The sequence below is a fragment of the Thermococcus sp. LS2 genome, from assembly GCF_012027375.1.
Lineage (GTDB): Archaea > Methanobacteriota_B > Thermococci > Thermococcales > Thermococcaceae > Thermococcus_B.
In genome coordinates, this window is record NZ_SNUI01000010.1 from 22,966 (window position 1) to 38,407 (window position 15,442).

The 15,442-nt window shown below is 41.2% G+C and carries 13 protein-coding genes and 1 tRNA gene; 5 read left to right on the forward strand and 9 right to left on the reverse strand.

Features of this window, described 5'->3' with window-relative positions:
* Positions 1-34: 34 nt before the first annotated feature.
* Genes E3E24_RS11005 through E3E24_RS11020 form a run of 4 tightly spaced genes read right to left on the reverse strand, consistent with a single transcriptional unit; the run spans position 35 to position 3,656 of the window.
* Positions 35-1,069 carry a hypothetical protein gene (locus tag E3E24_RS11005; protein WP_167885130.1) on the reverse strand — a complete coding sequence of 345 codons (1,035 nt, stop codon included), beginning with the start codon at positions 1,067-1,069 and terminating at the stop codon, positions 35-37.
* A 55-nt stretch (positions 1,070-1,124) separates the two neighbouring features.
* Positions 1,125-1,637: a VOC family protein gene (locus E3E24_RS11010; protein WP_206204906.1), complete on the reverse strand. Its 513-nt coding sequence runs from the start codon at positions 1,635-1,637 to the stop codon at positions 1,125-1,127.
* 43 nt (positions 1,638-1,680) lie between these two features.
* A complete protein-coding gene (locus tag E3E24_RS11015; RefSeq protein ID WP_167885131.1) occupies positions 1,681-2,664 on the reverse strand; it encodes an alpha-ketoacid dehydrogenase subunit beta in 984 nt (327 codons plus the stop codon).
* A complete protein-coding gene (locus tag E3E24_RS11020) occupies positions 2,652-3,656 on the reverse strand; it encodes a thiamine pyrophosphate-dependent dehydrogenase E1 component subunit alpha (RefSeq protein WP_167885132.1) in 1,005 nt (334 codons plus the stop codon). Before E3E24_RS11020 ends, E3E24_RS11015 begins: the two co-directional genes overlap by 13 nt.
* Before the next feature lie 177 nt (positions 3,657-3,833).
* On the opposite strand from E3E24_RS11020, the gene E3E24_RS11025 reads away from it, so the two are divergent.
* Genes E3E24_RS11025 through E3E24_RS11040 form a run of 4 tightly spaced genes read left to right on the forward strand, consistent with a single transcriptional unit; the run spans position 3,834 to position 6,249 of the window.
* On the forward strand, positions 3,834-4,079 hold the full coding sequence (locus tag E3E24_RS11025) for a biotin/lipoyl-containing protein (protein ID WP_167885133.1): 246 nt from the start codon (positions 3,834-3,836) through the stop codon (positions 4,077-4,079).
* A 4-nt stretch (positions 4,080-4,083) separates the two neighbouring features.
* Positions 4,084-4,902 (forward strand): dihydrolipoamide acetyltransferase family protein, encoded by an 819-nt coding sequence (locus E3E24_RS11030; RefSeq protein ID WP_167885134.1) that lies wholly within the window; start codon positions 4,084-4,086, stop codon positions 4,900-4,902.
* Positions 4,895-5,272, forward strand: a complete 378-nt coding sequence (locus tag E3E24_RS11035) for a Lin0512 family protein (protein WP_167885135.1) — start codon at positions 4,895-4,897, stop codon at positions 5,270-5,272. The genes E3E24_RS11030 and E3E24_RS11035 overlap by 8 nt, the downstream gene beginning before the upstream one ends.
* Positions 5,269-6,249, forward strand: a complete 981-nt coding sequence (locus E3E24_RS11040; protein ID WP_167885136.1) for an NAD(+)/NADH kinase — start codon at positions 5,269-5,271, stop codon at positions 6,247-6,249. The genes E3E24_RS11035 and E3E24_RS11040 overlap by 4 nt, the downstream gene beginning before the upstream one ends.
* Here the strand turns inward: E3E24_RS11040 and E3E24_RS11045 are convergent.
* Complete coding sequence (locus tag E3E24_RS11045) at positions 6,246-7,043, reverse strand: biotin/lipoate A/B protein ligase family protein (RefSeq protein WP_167885137.1); 798 nt, start codon at positions 7,041-7,043, stop codon at positions 6,246-6,248. The genes E3E24_RS11040 and E3E24_RS11045 overlap by 4 nt on opposite strands.
* Before the next feature lie 144 nt (positions 7,044-7,187).
* On the opposite strand from E3E24_RS11045, the gene E3E24_RS11050 reads away from it, so the two are divergent.
* Positions 7,188-7,275: transfer RNA gene (locus E3E24_RS11050), tRNA-Leu, on the forward strand.
* 262 nt (positions 7,276-7,537) lie between these two features.
* Here E3E24_RS11050 and E3E24_RS11055 read toward each other — a convergent pair.
* From E3E24_RS11055 to E3E24_RS11070, 4 genes are all read right to left on the reverse strand, one after another.
* Positions 7,538-8,929 (reverse strand): MATE family efflux transporter, encoded by a 1,392-nt coding sequence (locus E3E24_RS11055; protein ID WP_240912106.1) that lies wholly within the window; start codon positions 8,927-8,929, stop codon positions 7,538-7,540.
* Positions 8,930-8,963: 34 nt separating this feature from the next.
* Positions 8,964-10,334, reverse strand: coding sequence for an MATE family efflux transporter (locus E3E24_RS11060; protein ID WP_167885138.1), 1,371 nt, complete (start codon positions 10,332-10,334; stop codon positions 8,964-8,966).
* Positions 10,335-10,480: 146 nt separating this feature from the next.
* Positions 10,481-12,847 (reverse strand): phosphoenolpyruvate synthase, encoded by a 2,367-nt coding sequence (ppsA, locus tag E3E24_RS11065; protein WP_167916027.1) that lies wholly within the window; start codon positions 12,845-12,847, stop codon positions 10,481-10,483.
* Between the two features lie 148 nt (positions 12,848-12,995).
* Entirely contained in the window at positions 12,996-15,437 is a 2,442-nt protein-coding gene (locus E3E24_RS11070) for a glycosyltransferase family 39 protein (protein WP_167916028.1), read from the reverse strand.
* Between the last annotated feature and the right edge of the window lie 5 nt (positions 15,438-15,442).

Below are 15,442 nucleotides of genomic sequence, written 5' to 3' on the forward strand. Positions count from 1 at the left end.
TAATTCCTCCTTAAGTTTCCACAATTAACTTCATTTACTCTTCCCACGACCAAGAGGGCGGGAATCCAGTTCTCTTTGATGGGAAGCTCAGAGGTATCGCAAATCCCCAATGTACTCCAGCATATGCTAATACAAATGCTTGTATTAAATAGTAAGTATCTTCAGGTCCCGTTGGAGGCCATATGGATTTGGTTATTGCAATGCTTACCAAAACTGCTATGATTTGTATTATGATCACGCCTATGAATCCCACAATAGCACCCAACGTTGGTGGCTTAATTTTCCTCCAGGGCCAGCCCTCAAATATTACAAATACGCTCCAGTTAAAGCTACATCCCGCTCCAAACCATATTAGGAAGTATAATGAGTACCCGCCTATTAGTGAAGCATATGGATTCTCTAGAGAGAAGTTAAAGTATCCGAGTAATGATGCAAATGCTATTATTAGGAACACTACAGCCAGATTTATTGCCCAATATGTGATGCCTCTTTCACCCTCATTCATATCCTTAGTCCAGTATGCTATAATGCCTGAACCCAAAAGCCATTGGGTAGGAATGAACCACCATGCAGGCATAAGTCCCGGTTTGGGTAGTACTATTATTGTCACTATGACTAGTGAATACCATAGTAAAAGACCCAATACTGCTTTTTTAGGCGGTGCTACTTTACCCCATAGGTTGAATGAAAAGTTCGTCACTACTATCCAAAAGAACAATCCTGCTAATATTGGGAAGCCATAAGTTTGCAAGTCAACTATTTTGCTAGCAGTATACCAACACAGCACTCCTAAGATCCAAGCTACACTGAGCATTGTAATGCCACGAGCCCACCAATTCTTGATTTTGTTAAATGGCCAGTACCCCCATACCACAAATGCAAAGATCCACCATAGAGGCCATAGATATGTTCCAACGATATCAAGCCATTCTAGTCCACATATCGAAACCCTAGTAAATATCATGTGCCCAATCCACCAGTTTAGAACAGAAGCTATAATTACAGCGAGCATTACGGGCCAATGATACCCCCACTTAGTGCTCTCACTTTTTTCTTTCTCATCAGCCATATTTTCCACCCCTCACATTTTGTTAAAGATAAAAAGAAAGAAAAAATGTCTGAAATCACTCTATCCATGGAATTTTAGCGTCAGTTGGATACACTGCATCTGGTTTTGGCCACTTGAAGTCTTTGGGCGGCTTGTAGATTTCCGCAATAAACTTCAGGTCATCTTCGGTGGTTAGGTATGTGTAGATAAAACCGTGCCATGTGCCGCCTTGTAGGATTCCATGACCCTTAGAACGGAAGAACTCCATAGCTTTATCATAATCCTCAACTGCAAACGCCACATGATGGAGACCCTCACCATGGGTGCGTAGAAATTCTGCATAAATGCTCTTGTCATCTTTAGGTTCTATTAGCTCCCATTGAACCTTTCCAATGTTACAGAGAGCAATGCGCATGGCATAATCCTCTCTTTTATCTCTGATGATCATGTCTTTTACTGTTTCAGGGTTAAAATCGTATATTGCCCATGGACCTATACCATACTCATCAGCATATTTTTTAACCGCTTCATCTACATCTCTCACCACAACAGCCACTTGAAGTACATCTGTAAATATTGGCTTCTCCACTATTCTCACCTTCTTCTCAATGTTTAAAAAATAAAAAACAGAATCAAAGAACCTCTCTAACAGCTTTTTCAATCTTTTCAGAACTTGGTATCCATTCTTTCTCGAGAGCCGGGCTGAATGGAACTGGCGTTGCTGGAGGTGTGATTATCTTAACCGGGGCTTTTAGAGCATCAAATGCTCTGCTTACAGCTAATGCAGCAATATCGGTTGCAAAGCCACATCTTGGATATCCCTCATCTACAACAACGAGCCTTCCAGTCTTCTTTATAGAATTGAGTATTGTGTCAACATCTAAAGGCACCAAAGTCCTTGGATCAACTACTTCAACGCTTATTCCCTCTTCTTCGAGCTTCTTTGCAACTTCCAGAGACTTGTGAACCATTGCTGCTGTTGCCACGATTGTAACATCTTTTCCCTCTTTCTTAACGTCAGCCTCTCCTAGTGGAATTGAGTATGGTTCTTCTGGAACTGGCCCTTTAATCGCATAGAGGCCCTTATGCTCTATGAATACTACTGGGTCGTCGTCTTCTATTGATGAAATTAGCAGCCCTTTTGCGTCGTAGGGTGTGGATGGCATGACGACTTTAAGACCTGGAACATGTACAAACAAGGCGTGAAGTGATTGTGAGTGCTGTGCTGCTGCCGAGAAGCCTGCTCCACAAGTTGTTCTGAGAACCATTGGTATTTTCGCCTTTCCACCAAACATGTATCTCATCTTTGCTGCTTGGTTGTAAATTTGATCATATGCAACTCCCAAGAAGTCTATGAACATCAGCTCAACCACTGGCCTTAAAAGACCTGTTGCCGCGGCACCTACAGAAGTCCCAATGAACCCACTTTCTGCAATTGGCGTGTCTCTAACTCTTTCGGGTCCATATTTATCATAGAGGCCAGCTGTGACTCCATAGATTCCACCGTATACTCCTACGTCTTCACCCATGACGACTACTTTCTCATCCTTTGCCATCTCATAGTCCAAAGCTTCGTTTAAGGCTTGAGCGAATGTGATTTCTCTCACCACTGCCATACTAGCACCCCCTTGGTTGGTGTTGAGAAGACGTCTTCGACAACATCCTCCTTGGTTGGCCATGGACTCTCTTCTGCAAACTTAACTGCATCTTCGATCTCTCTCTTTACTTTCTCCCAAATTGCATCAAGCTCCTCTTTTGTAGCAATGCCCTTGCTCAAGAGTTTTTCTTCAAAAAGCTTTATTGGGTCTTTGTTCTTCTTCCACCACTCAACCTCGTCCTTTGATCTGTAAACCTCAGGATCGCCCTCAAAGTGTCCTCTGAACCTGTATGTCTTCACTTCTATTAGTGTTGGCCCTTCTCCCCTTCTGGCCCGTTCAATAGCTTCTTTGGCCACCTCATAAACAGCCAAAACATCTTGTCCATCCACTGCAACACCCGGAATCCCATATGCTTTTCCCCTTTCTGCAACGCTCTTAATTGCCTGTTGCTTTGAGTATGGGAGGGATATTTGGTATAAATTATTCTCACAAACAAATACCACTGGAAGCTTCCATATTGATGCTATGTTTATTCCCTCATGGAAGTTCTGCTGGTTTGAAGCACCTTCGCCAAAGAATGCAACTGCAACACTGTCAAGACCGTTTAGTTTTATTCCCAAGCCTGCACCTACTGCATGTGGAATTCCGCCACCAACGATACCATTTGCTCCCAATTCACCAATATCAAGGTCAGCAATGTGCATTGAACCTCCTTTACCTTTACAAATCCCCGTCTTCTTTCCAAAGAGCTCAGCCATTGAAGCTTCTATACAACCCCCTTTTGCAATGTAGTGTCCATGTCCTCTGTGGGTGCTTGTAATGAAGTCATCTTTCCTCAAGTTTGCCATCACGCCTACTGCCACGGCCTCTTCGCCAACATATAGATGGACAAATCCTGGAATTTTTCCTTGTGCAAAGAGTTCTGCCACTTTTTCTTCATGCACTCTAATCTTTACCATGGTCTCATACATCCACAACAGGGTTTCTTTTGGAATTTCCTCTACAACCATTTTGTCTCCTCCATAGGTTTTAGATTGTATCGACTAAAGTCTGTTCCATGAGTTAATCAAGAACAGATTTTTAGTCCATTAGTAATTTGTAAAACTACTATATATGTTTTTCGCAAAGATTATATACCTATAGCTATTATTAATAGATGAGAATATTGTTATACTGGAGGTAGAATTATGCCAAAGATTAATATAATTATGCCAAAATTTGGAATGACTATGCAGAAAGGAACAATAGTGGAGTGGAAGAAAAAACCGGGTGAAAAAGTGGAGAAAGGGGAAGTTATAGCGATTGTAGAATCGGAAAAAATAACGGGAGAAATAGAAGCCCCAGCATCTGGGATATTAGCGGAGATTTTGCACGGAGTAGGCGATGAAGTCCCTGTGGGCGAGAAAATAGCCATAATTGAAACAGAAGAGTGATCACATGGTAAGTGAAGAAGTTAGAATGCTGGCCGAGCAATACGATATTGATTTGTCAAAGATAACGGGCTCAGGACCAAATGGGGAAGTTACTCTTCAAGACCTTGAAGCTTACATAAAAGAGCACTATTTTCCAAAGGTTAGGCAAGAAGTCAAGATTCTTGGAATTAGAAAGGTTATAGGGGATAGGCTTTCCAAAAGCTACAGAGAAGCAGTTCATGTAACACTTAACATGGAGGTTGAGATGGACAAGATTATTGAAACAAGAGAAAAATTGGCAAAAAAACTTGAGAAGAAGCCATCATATACTGTTTTAATGCTTAAGTGTGTTGCAAAAGCAATTAGAGACTCCATAGAGATAAATGCAACAATGGAAGGTAATAAGATAATAATCTACGATAGCATAAACATCAACATAGCTGTTGATAGTCCAATAGGTCTTATCACACCTGTTATTAGGGATGTGGACAAAAAAAGCTTGGAAGAACTTTTAAGTGATTATCAAGATTTGGTTGAGAGGGCCAAAAAAGGCATCCTTAAGGAGAAAGACTTTGTTGGAGGAACTTTTACGGTAACGAACCTTGGCATGTTTGGGATTGACTCTTTCACCCCAATAATTAACCCTCCACAGATAGCAATTTTAGGACTTAATAGGATTGTGAAAAAACCTGTAATAAAAGAGGGGGAGATTAAGATTTGCAACGTCATGAATCTATCTTTAAGTTTTGACCATAGGGCAATAGATGGTGCTCCAGCGGCTAGATTTCTACAAAAGGTTAAGCACTACCTAGAAAACCCAGAGGAAGTGTTTGAAGTTGAATGAATGGAAAAGATATGTCATAGAAATTGGTATGGGGATTGATCAGCATGGTCAAGACTCAACAAAGGTAGCTATAAAAGCAGTTAAAGACGCTATAAGTAGGGTTTGCACCGTTGGATTGCTTGAGTTGTTTGAGCTTGATTTTGAAAGAGATGTAAGAGTCGAAGCTGCTATAGGCGTTCCATATCCAGAAAAAGTCGATGTTGAAAAAGTCCGTAAAGCTATTCCATTAAAGTGTGAGAAAGTCATTAACGTTGTTAATGGCGGATTAAAAGGCCCAGGGATAGCCCTTGAAGAGTTTGGAGATAAAACGAACGAGATATTAATAGCAATAGCATTTATTACGATTTATGTGAGGAGAGAATGCAAATGAAAAAAACTACTGTTGGCATCATCGCAAATCCAGAATCTGGGAGGGATATAAGGCGATTAGTGGCGCATGCAAGTGTTTTTGACAACATGGAAAAAGTCAATATAGTGGAGAGACTTTTACTCATAATGCAAGAATTAGGAGTTGAAAGAGTTATTGCTATGCCAGAAACTTTTGGAATTGTCCCAGCGGCCCTTTATTCATTAGGAGATCGTCTATCTATGGAAGTTGAGGTTCTCTCAATGAAAATCTTGGGTGATTGGAGGGACACTTTAGAAGCAACAAAAATAATGAAAGACCAAGTAAGTGCCATAATAGTAATCGGGGGAGATGGAACCAATAGAGTAGTTGCAAAAGCTTCTGACAACGTTCCAATAATGCCGATCTCAACCGGAACTAACAACGTTTTCCCATACATGATAGAAGCAACAATAGCAGCTGAAGCAGTTGCGGCAATAGCTACAGGTATTGTAAAGTCCGAGGAAGGAACTTACAAAGCTAAAAGGGTCGAAATTTTTGAAGATGGTAAACTAAAAGATATAGCGTTGATAGATGCTGCTGCAACCATGCACTCCTTTGTGGGTTCGAGAGCTGTTTGGAAACCCGAGTACATAAAGGAAATCGTCGTGAGTATATGTTTGCCTTCAAATATTGGGCTAAGCTCAATTTCAGGGATAATAAAAGAGATACGTGAAGATGAGGATTTGGGTTTATATGTTGAGCTTGGAGAGGGAAAGAAGATAAGGGCACCAATAGCTCCTGGAGTTTTAAGAGAAGTTAGTATTAAGAGCTATAGAACCTTAGAGCTCGGAGAAGAAGTTGAAATAAAGACTACTCCCTCTCTATTTGCTTTGGATGGTGAGAGAGAAGTTGAAGTGGAGGGAGAAGTTACAGCAAGAATTACAAGAAATGGTCCAAGAGTTATAGATTATCAGAAGACACTGAAGATTGCAACTGAGAGGGGATTCTTTGACGGCTAACTTTCTAGAATCTCATTTATTTTCTTTTCAATTTCTTTTTCATCTATTTTAGGGGGCACTTTGAAGTTCCATTCGTCTTTCAAGTACTTTTCTTTGAGGAGAATATTGGCAATGTTGAGCTCTTCTTTTCTCGGTTCATCAAAATAGTAGTCACTCATGAGTATTTTTGAATAGCTGGAGATTAAAGCATTCATTATTTCATCAGCATTAACATTTCCAAGAAATGATGAAAGGTTGGCAACTCGGTACTTTACGGGATCTATTGATGGTTTAATGTTCTTTGGAATTTTTAAAAGAAGGTAAAGCATTTTTAAGTCTGAATTTACTAAAATTGAACCATGCAAAAACAATACGCCCCATTTTATGCTTGCTGCAGTGCCAGAAACTTTTCTTTCGTTCACTACGATGTCATTGGTATTTTTCACATATGCATTAACTCCCAGCTTTTTTAAAGCAAGCAACGTGCCTTTTAGGAGTTCATTGTAAAGATAAGAGATCGGGAACTCAACGTCTCTTTTTATTACTAAAGAATAATTGACACAGCCAATATCATGATAGACAGTTCCTCCTCCGCTGAAGCGTCGAACTATCGGGATTTTTCTTTTTTTAGCCACTAAAAGATTGATATCTTCCTCGGGATTTCTAAAGTACCCCAAAATCAGAGCTTTTTCATTTCTCCATATTCTTAACGTATCCTCAACTAAATCCTTTGACCTAGCTCTCGCTAAAGCTTCTTCAAAAGCTAAGTTTAGGTAAGGATTATCTGGAGTTTCATGGGTAAGTATTCTTAGCATGTTTTAGAATTTGGGAGTTGTGGGTTAAATAGTTTGGTGATTTCGGTTATGATGAATCAAAACCTTAAAAGTGAAAATTTAGTTCTCGGAAAAATGTAAACCATAAGGTTTTTAAAACTGCACTATTGTATAGAGAGATGGAGTGCGGGGGTTGCCGAGCCTGGTCAAAGGCGGTGGACTCAAGATCCACTCCCGTAGGGGTTCCGGGGTTCAAATCCCCGCCCCCGCACCACAACAAACTCTTCTGAGAAAAGTTTGATCAAAGTCCGTTTATCCTTCTCCACAATGTCACTCTTTGAGTGGATTCTTAACCAATTAACGATTCTAAGGTTTCACTCAAAAAAATGTCCTACGGGGGCGGAAAGAAAAGAAACCACTTAAAACCCTACCATTAGTGGAATCCACGCTTATTTAGGTATAATCTAAGGATAAACAAACCTTTTGTGTCCTTTAAATAGTTTAAACATTTTGATCAAACTTTTCCAAAGTTTGCTTTAATTAGCAGCTTTTCTGATATCTCCTTCGATAATTCTCTTCATCCAAGAACCTTTGAAAAACCACAGCAACGCTACTCCAGAAGCTATAAAGTTGCTCAACCCCATGCCCAAGAAAACGCCTTTTGAAGACATGAAAATGTAGTATCCTAAAATGTAGCTTAATGGAATTCTAAGCCCCCAAAGCCTTAGAATTCCCAATATCATGCTCTTCTTTGTATGTCCTGAACTCCTAAAGACATTATCAACAACCATGAAAATGCCGTTGAAAAATGGCACTGAAATGAGGAAGTACTTCAGCACTATTGCGCTCTCCGATATTACCGCGGGATCATTTAAGAATACCCTAAAAACTTGAACCCTAAAAATCCCAATTAAAAGAATCGCAATGCTTGCAATGGTGAAGTTGACCATCATGGTCCTTTCAGCAATTTTCTTTGCCCTCCCATACTTCTCCGCCCCAATATTTTGGGCAATCATCGTTCCCATTGCCATTGAGATTCCTCTTGAAATGCTCGTCAGAAAGTTCACCAAACGGGTTGTTATGGTGTAAGCGGCGTAAGTAACGTCTCCAAATCCAAAGATAATCCTAGTTAAAATTACAAATCCAAAGCTGTTGGCTGAAGAGCCTATGCTTGAAGGCAGGCCTACTCTGAATATTTTTGCGTAGAAGCTCCAGTCGGGTTTTAAATCTTCTTTTGTTAAGTGAATGCCTACTTTCCCAGTTAATAGGAGATATGCCCCAATTATTGAGCCGGTAGTGTTTGAGATTATTGTAGCTAATGCAGCTCCAGCTACGCCAAGTTCTGGAAAGCCAAATAAACCGAAAATTAGGAGTGGATCAAGAACTATATTCAAACCCACTGTAAAGAAGCTTATCTTAACAGGAGTTTTTGTGTCTCCAGTTGCTCTCATGAGGAAGCTGAATGCCATGAAGCTGAAAGCAAATGGTATTCCAGCAAAGATTATCCTCGTGTAGCTTAATGAATATGGATATACGTTTTCGGTAACCTTCATGAACCTCAAAGCATAGGGAACTATCAAGTAGCCAACAACAGCGACTATGGAAGCAAAGATAAACATTAACGAATACAGCGCTCCAGCAGCTCTCTCGGCTTTCTTATATTCTTCTGCCCCTATATACTGCCCCACAAATGCAAATCCCGCTGTTGCAAAACCCATTCCAAGGCTCATGAGTGTTCCAATTAGAGGCCATGCAACACCCGGCGCAGATAGTGCTTCTCTCCCAATTCTGCCTAACCAAAAAGTGTCTGTTATATTATAGAGTACTTGAATTATGTTGTTCACTATTAAAGGCCAAGCTAGCCTAAAAAGGGTCTTTTCTATATTGCCCTCAACGATTTCTTGTCTCATCTCTTGTATTTTTGACATAGTAAAATATGAATCGAAGCGTTAATATATAAGATTAATGGTCTATTATCCTTCTCATCCAAGATCCTTTAAGGAACCAGGCGAGAGCTACCAAAGCAGATACAACATTGCTTAAACCCATTCCTAACCAAACACCAACTGTACTTGCTGTCAATTTACCCAGCCAATAAGCCAAAGGTATTCTGAGAACCCAGAGCCTTAACATTCCTAGCACCATACTCTTCTTTGTGTGCCCAGAACTCTGGAAAACATTGCTTACAGCAGCCAATATTCCAAAGAAGGGAAGTGAGAAGGCAAAGTACTTTACAAACACTGCACTCTCTGCTAAAACAGCAGCATCGTTTATAAATGCTCCAAAGATTTGGGGTCTAAACATCACCACAATTAGTGTCCCAATGCTTAAAATGATGAAATTCGTCAGCATAGCCTTCTCTGCAATCTTTTTAGCTCTTTCATACTTTTCAGCTCCAACATTTTGCCCAACCATAGTTCCCATTGCTTGACTTATTCCATTTGCTATGGCAAACATGAAGTTTGTCAGCCGGTTGGCTATTGTATAAGTCGCAAATGCAACAGTTCCATAGTAGTAAATAATTCTCGTAAGAACGATAAAGCCAAAGGCATCTGTGGAGAAGCCTATACTTGAGGGTAAACCTACTCTAAATATTCTTGCATAAAAGTTCCAATCAGGCTTAAGATTTTCGAGGGTGAGATGTATTCCTACTTTACCAGTGAATAGCAAATACCCTCCAATTATCGAGCCTACGCTATTGGAGAACATAGTTGCAACAGCAGCGCCAACAACACCCAACTTTGGAAATCCAAACCATCCAAATATCAAGAGCGGGTCTAAAACGATGTTTAGGAAGACTGTGAGCATGTTTATCTTCACTGGGGTTTTTGTATCTCCTACAGCTCTTAAAAGGAAGTTGAAAGCAAAAAGCGTGAAGGAGAAGGGAATGCCTATGAAAATAACTCTGATATAGTTCAGAGCGAATGGATAAACTTCTGGAGTGACTCTCATGAATCTGAGTGCATAAGGGGTTATTATTAATCCAAGCAGTGCAATAAGGACTGCAAATATCATCATAAGGGAATACAAAGCACCAGCAGCTTTGTTTGCCTTATCGTATCTTTTGGCACCGATATACTGGCTGACAAAAGCAAATCCAGCAGTTGCGAAGCCCATTCCTATGCTCATGAAGAACCATACGAGGGGCCAAGCTGTTCCTGGAGCAGAAAGCTCTTCCCTTCCAAGTCTCCCAAGCCAGAAAGTATCTGTAAGGTTGTACAAGACTTGAACCATATTATTAATGATGAGAGGATAGGCTAGCTTGAGAAGTGTTCTCTCTATGTTCCCTTCAACAATTTCTCTGCGCATCTCATGTATTCTCTCATCGTTCATCTCAATCAAATCAAAATCGAAACGTTATTATAAAAACCTTATTGTGGATAAAGCATCCAAGAGAACACAAAGGAGATTATATGAAAATTGAACACTAAATCCGAAATGAAAAGCAAAATTAACAAAAGGAGAAAAGTTAAGGGGCCTCAGAAGAGGTCTTCTTCGTCCTTGAAGATTTGCCTTCTTGCAGCCTCAAGCATTATCTTGCGCTCTTCTTGTGCAACGACCTTTCTGATTAATTCAACGGCATCTGGGTTGGCTGAGATGCTGTCAATTCCAAGTCTGACGAGGATTCTTGCCATCTTTGGATCACTTCCAGCCTGTCCACAGATGCTTGTCTCAACGCCGTACTTCTTACAGACCTTAATGACGTGCTTGATGAGCTTAAGCACAGCTGGGTGTGTCTCATCGTAGAGCTTTGCAACTCTCTCGTTGTCTCTGTCAAGAGCGAGTGTGTACTGGGTGAGATCGTTTGTACCGAAGCTGATGAAGTCAATTCCTTCCTTGATGAGGTCCTCGATGATTATTGCAGCTGCTGGAACCTCAATCATGACACCAAAGGCAACATCCTTGTGTGGCTCAAGGCCGACTTCTCTTGCAATTCTCTTTGCTTCTCTGATCTGGTATGGGTGGCTGACGAGTGGAAGCATTACACCGACGTTGTTGTAGCCTTCCTCAACGACCTTCTTGATTGCAGTGAACTCTGCCTTAAGGAGCTCTGGCTGGTCGAGGCTTCTTCTAATTCCTCTCCATCCGAGCATTGGGTTTCTCTCGTCTGGCTCGTCCTCTCCACCTGGCATCTCCTTGAACTCGTTTGTTGGAGCGTCTAATGTTCTGTACCAGACTGGTCTTGGATAGAATGCAGCTGCAACTGTTCTGATACCGTCAGCGAGTCTCTCAACAAGCTCGTCGAACTTTCCTTCCTTGATGAACTTGATTGGGTGCTGTCCGATTGTAAGGATCATGTGCTCGGCTCTAAGCAGTCCAACACCATCTGCACCTGTTGCAGCAGCTCTTTCAGCAACTTCTGGCATTGAAACGTTGACCTTGACCATTGTTCCTGTGACGAGTGGAGCGCCTGCAACGACAACTTTTCCTTCTGCCTTCTCCTCTTTCTCCTTCTTGACGAGGCTCTTGACGATTCCCTTGTAAACTACACCTCTTGTACCATCAACTGTGACGTAGTCGCCGGTCTTGAGCTTCTTGGTTGCCTCTTTTGTACCAACAACACATGGAATTCCGAGCTCTCTTGAGACAATTGCAGCGTGGCTTGTTCTTCCACCTTCATCTGTTACAATTGCAGCAGCTCTCTTCATTGCTGGAACCATATCTGGGTTAGTCATTGTTGTAACGAGAATGTCTCCTTCCTTAACCTTGTCGATCTCGCTAGCATCAAAGATCACGACAACCCTACCTGCGCCAATTCCTGGTGAAGCACCGAGACCCTTAAGGATAACCTCTGCCTCTTCGACTTCCTCAACTTCTTCTCCGCTGACTTCTTCTTTGAGTGTTGTGATTGGTCTTGACTGGACAATGTAGAGCTTTCCATCATCCTTGTCATAAGCCCACTCGATGTCCTGTGGCCAGCCGTAGTGCTCCTCAATCTTCTGGCCTATCTTGGCAACTTCAATGATTTGCTCATCAGTCAATACTTGCTTCTCAACCCACTCTGGGCCGAGGTATTCAGCGACCTTAACGTAAACGGTTCCCCTACCGGTCTCTGGGTTTCTGACAACCATGACTTCCTTCTTTGCAATGAACTTCTCCTTAATTGTCCATGTCTTCTTGTCAACTATGTACTCGTCTGGAGTAACTGAACCGCTAACTACAGCCTCACCAAGTCCCCAAGAAGCGTTAATCATGATTTCATTTCTGTTGTTTGTAACTGGGTTAGCTGTGAACATAACACCGCTCTTCTCACTGTTGACCATCTTCTGAACAACTGCACTCAAATAGACCTTCATGTGGTCAAATCCTTGCTTCTCTCTATAGAAGGTAGCTCTTGCAGTCCAGAGTGAAGCCCAACACTTCTTAACCTTGTCAATGACATCATCAGCACCGAGAACATCTAAGTATGTCTCCTGCTGACCAGCGAATGAAGCCTCAGGTAAGTCTTCAGCGGTAGCAGATGAACGGACAGCAACATAAACCTCATCCTTACCAAATCTTTGGCTGAGCTCTTTGTAAGCTTCCCTAATTTCCTTTTCAATTTCTTCTGGCATTGGGAGTGAAATAATCTTCTCCCTAATCTTGGCAGTGTTTTCTTGCAATTGCTTTGAGTCGTCAACGTTGGTCTTGCTGATTATGTCCATAATCCACTCTTGGAGTGTTCTTCCGTCTTCGACCTTAACATTCTCAACAAAGTACTTGTATGCTTCAGCTGTAACACAGAATCCTGGTGGAACTGGAATTCCAGCTCTTGTCATTTCTCCAAGGTTTGCGCCCTTACCACCAACAAGTGGCACATCTTCCTTGCTCAGTTCTTCAAACCACTTTATGAATTTGTATGCCATCTCAATCCCTCCTTTTTAGAACAACCGAGAGTGATATACGGAGGAGGATTATTTAAAATTAACTGTCCAGATATGGCTTTTAGATTTATAAAACAAGAGAGTGAGTTTCATTTTTTAAAAAGAAATCCAAAAATTTTTGGTTAAAAAGCTAAAAAGGGTGATGTTCTAAAATGTTCTCTACTATTTCTATTGCACGTTCAAGCCCATAGCTGTACTCTAATGCCCTTAATATGTCAAGGGTAGCTTGTAAGGGTCTCGGTTCTTTTTGCAAGTCATAAGTTTCTTCGATTATTTTGAGCATCTGCTCTTCTTTGTCTTTCATGCCAGCAACATGATATATGAAAAGGACATTTGCATAAGTTGCTCTCGAGTATCCATAACCGCTCTCTCCTTTGAATCTTCCGTTTTCTTCTTGCTGTTCTGAAATCCACTCAGCGGCTTTCTTAATTGCTGGTAAAACCCTTTCGTCTCCACTGAGCTGATAATACCTTGCTAATCCAAAGGCTGTAACAATAGTTCCGCCTAAGCTCTTCTTCCAGCTTCCATCATCCCTCTGCTCTTCAAGGATCTTTTCAATCAAGTTGTTTGTTGTAGTTTCATTCAGAACCCCAAGCTCGTAAAGTATTGGTAACATCTGTGCCTCAGCAAATAAGTCTCCTTTCTTGTCTTTTGGTGTTGTCATTATGTAATCTTCCTTTACTCTGCTTTTTAGATAGTTGAGGGTCTTATTTTTTCCTTCGAAAGGCAAATCTTTGAGAGGCTCCATCGTGAACGCTGTGTATAATGTGAAATCATTTGGCGGAATTCCTTCGGGAAAGCCTCCGTTATCTAATTGTTTATATGTCAGCCACTTAAGTAGCCATTCATATCTCTCCTTGAACTGCTTGTCACTGGTTTTTTGGTAAAGGTAAGCATATAGCCGGGCAATTCTTGCATTTAGGAAGAAATCGGCTTTGTATCCATCGTCAAAATCGGCATAATTAAAGCCAGTCCAGAACTTCTCCAAAAAGCTGACAACTGCTGAGTATTCTCCAGTATAGTTTAGTGGGTTTAGGTCATAAAGCTCCAGAGGTGGGTTTGGAATGAACTTGTAGATTTCAGAGTTTCCGTTAACAAAAAGAGTCTTGAAGTGGGTGTCATAGGCTATGTATTCCATAAGGCCGTATTTGATTAGACCCAAGCTTCTCATTCTCCTATCCGAATAAACATAGGTTACATTGTACTTTTCCATGAGCTTATACACTCTTTCTCTCTGTGTCGTTCCAAACATCGTTACAACGTCATTATATGCCTGTATGGCTTCTCTTGGATTGGGTGCTTTCTCAAAAAATCCTTGATAAACCTTCTTCCACATAACTATATCTTTTCTGTGAGTGTTTCCAATTAAAAGGTAGCCAACATCCCACCACGTTAGAAATACTGCATCTGGAGGTGTGTTCTCTCTAATCCACTCGAAGGCCTCCCTGTCCTTCACCGTTGGGGGGATTATGTATTTATATGAGGAATATGCTCCCTGAACGATTGGAACCAGTATAAGTGCAGCAATGATTACTGCTCTCGTTTTCTTGCTCAGAACGATCCTCTTAAACAGCTCAGCACCTTTTCCGCTTGCATCTTTGATTACAGCATTCAGCCAAGTGTTCAAATTAGGGAGGAACTCATCATGGAAGAACTCAGCGGCCATAATTGAAAGTGGCAAGGAAGCATATGGATCTCTGAATCTGAAAGCTGTAGCTCCAGCAATCATGAAAGCCCAAGCCCAGAGTGCAATTCCTTGTCGTATAGGGTCGCTTTTGAGATATTTTTTAGTTGCAAGGACTCCAAAGATTAACTGAACAACACCAATCCATTTAAGATATCCCAGAGCTGTAACTTCCTCTTTTGGCATTCTCAGCAGGAGACCAGCGATAAAGTGGTTTATTGGGGGGATGAAGTATAGTACTACACCTATCAGCACAGCTAGGGCAAAGTAGTGAAGGTTTTTCTTTATCCAAGGGATTAGGTGAATAAAGAGCATTATTACAGCAACTGCAACGAAGAAGACCCAACCCCTGTGGGTGAGCATGTAAATTGGCAATAGAACTAGTAATCCTATTATATATTTATAGTCCCAGCTTTTGAGAAACCTCACAAGAAGTATCATTCCGGTTATGAAAATCACAAGTCCAAGGTTTTCTGGGATGTAAAGGCTTGTTCTATATACAAAATTTGGAGCAAAGGCTAGAAAAGTCGTAGCTAAAAGGGCTTTTTTGTTGTCTCCAAAAATCTCCTTTGAGAGCAGATAGAAGAGACCTACACTTATCGTGCCATAAACTGCTGGGAGAATGAAGAACACATACTCAGTTGGAAAGAGCTTGTACACAATAGCCCCAACTATGTGGAAGAGAGGAGGATAGCTGTATGCTTTAAGCCCGAGGAGCGAGCCAATGTCCTTTGAAATTACGCCTATCCCTTCGTTGACAATTCTCAGGGTTATATCCCTATGTAGGTATTCGTCGTATACCGCCAGCAGCAGATTTCTGTGAGGTATGAGCCTTATTATGAATGAGATTAGGAGCAATAGAATGAGGTATATTTTTTCCTTCTTCACTTTTA

Coding starts and splice junctions, on each gene's coding strand:
- E3E24_RS11005 (WP_167885130.1), bottom strand. CDS start 1,069: ATGGCTGATGAGAAAGAAAAAAGTGAGAGCACTAAGTGGGGGTATCAT.
- E3E24_RS11015 (WP_167885131.1), bottom strand. CDS start 2,664: ATGGCAGTGGTGAGAGAAATCACATTCGCTCAAGCCTTAAACGAAGCT.
- E3E24_RS11020 (WP_167885132.1), bottom strand. CDS start 3,656: ATGGTTGTAGAGGAAATTCCAAAAGAAACCCTGTTGTGGATGTATGAG.
- E3E24_RS11025 (WP_167885133.1), top strand. CDS start 3,834: ATGCCAAAGATTAATATAATTATGCCAAAATTTGGAATGACTATGCAG.
- E3E24_RS11030 (WP_167885134.1), top strand. CDS start 4,084: ATGGTAAGTGAAGAAGTTAGAATGCTGGCCGAGCAATACGATATTGAT.
- E3E24_RS11040 (WP_167885136.1), top strand. CDS start 5,269: ATGAAAAAAACTACTGTTGGCATCATCGCAAATCCAGAATCTGGGAGG.
- E3E24_RS11045 (WP_167885137.1), bottom strand. CDS start 7,043: ATGCTAAGAATACTTACCCATGAAACTCCAGATAATCCTTACCTAAAC.
- E3E24_RS11055 (WP_240912106.1), bottom strand. CDS start 8,929: ATGTCAAAAATACAAGAGATGAGACAAGAAATCGTTGAGGGCAATATA.
- E3E24_RS11060 (WP_167885138.1), bottom strand. CDS start 10,334: ATGAACGATGAGAGAATACATGAGATGCGCAGAGAAATTGTTGAAGGG.
- ppsA (WP_167916027.1), bottom strand. CDS start 12,847: ATGGCATACAAATTCATAAAGTGGTTTGAAGAACTGAGCAAGGAAGAT.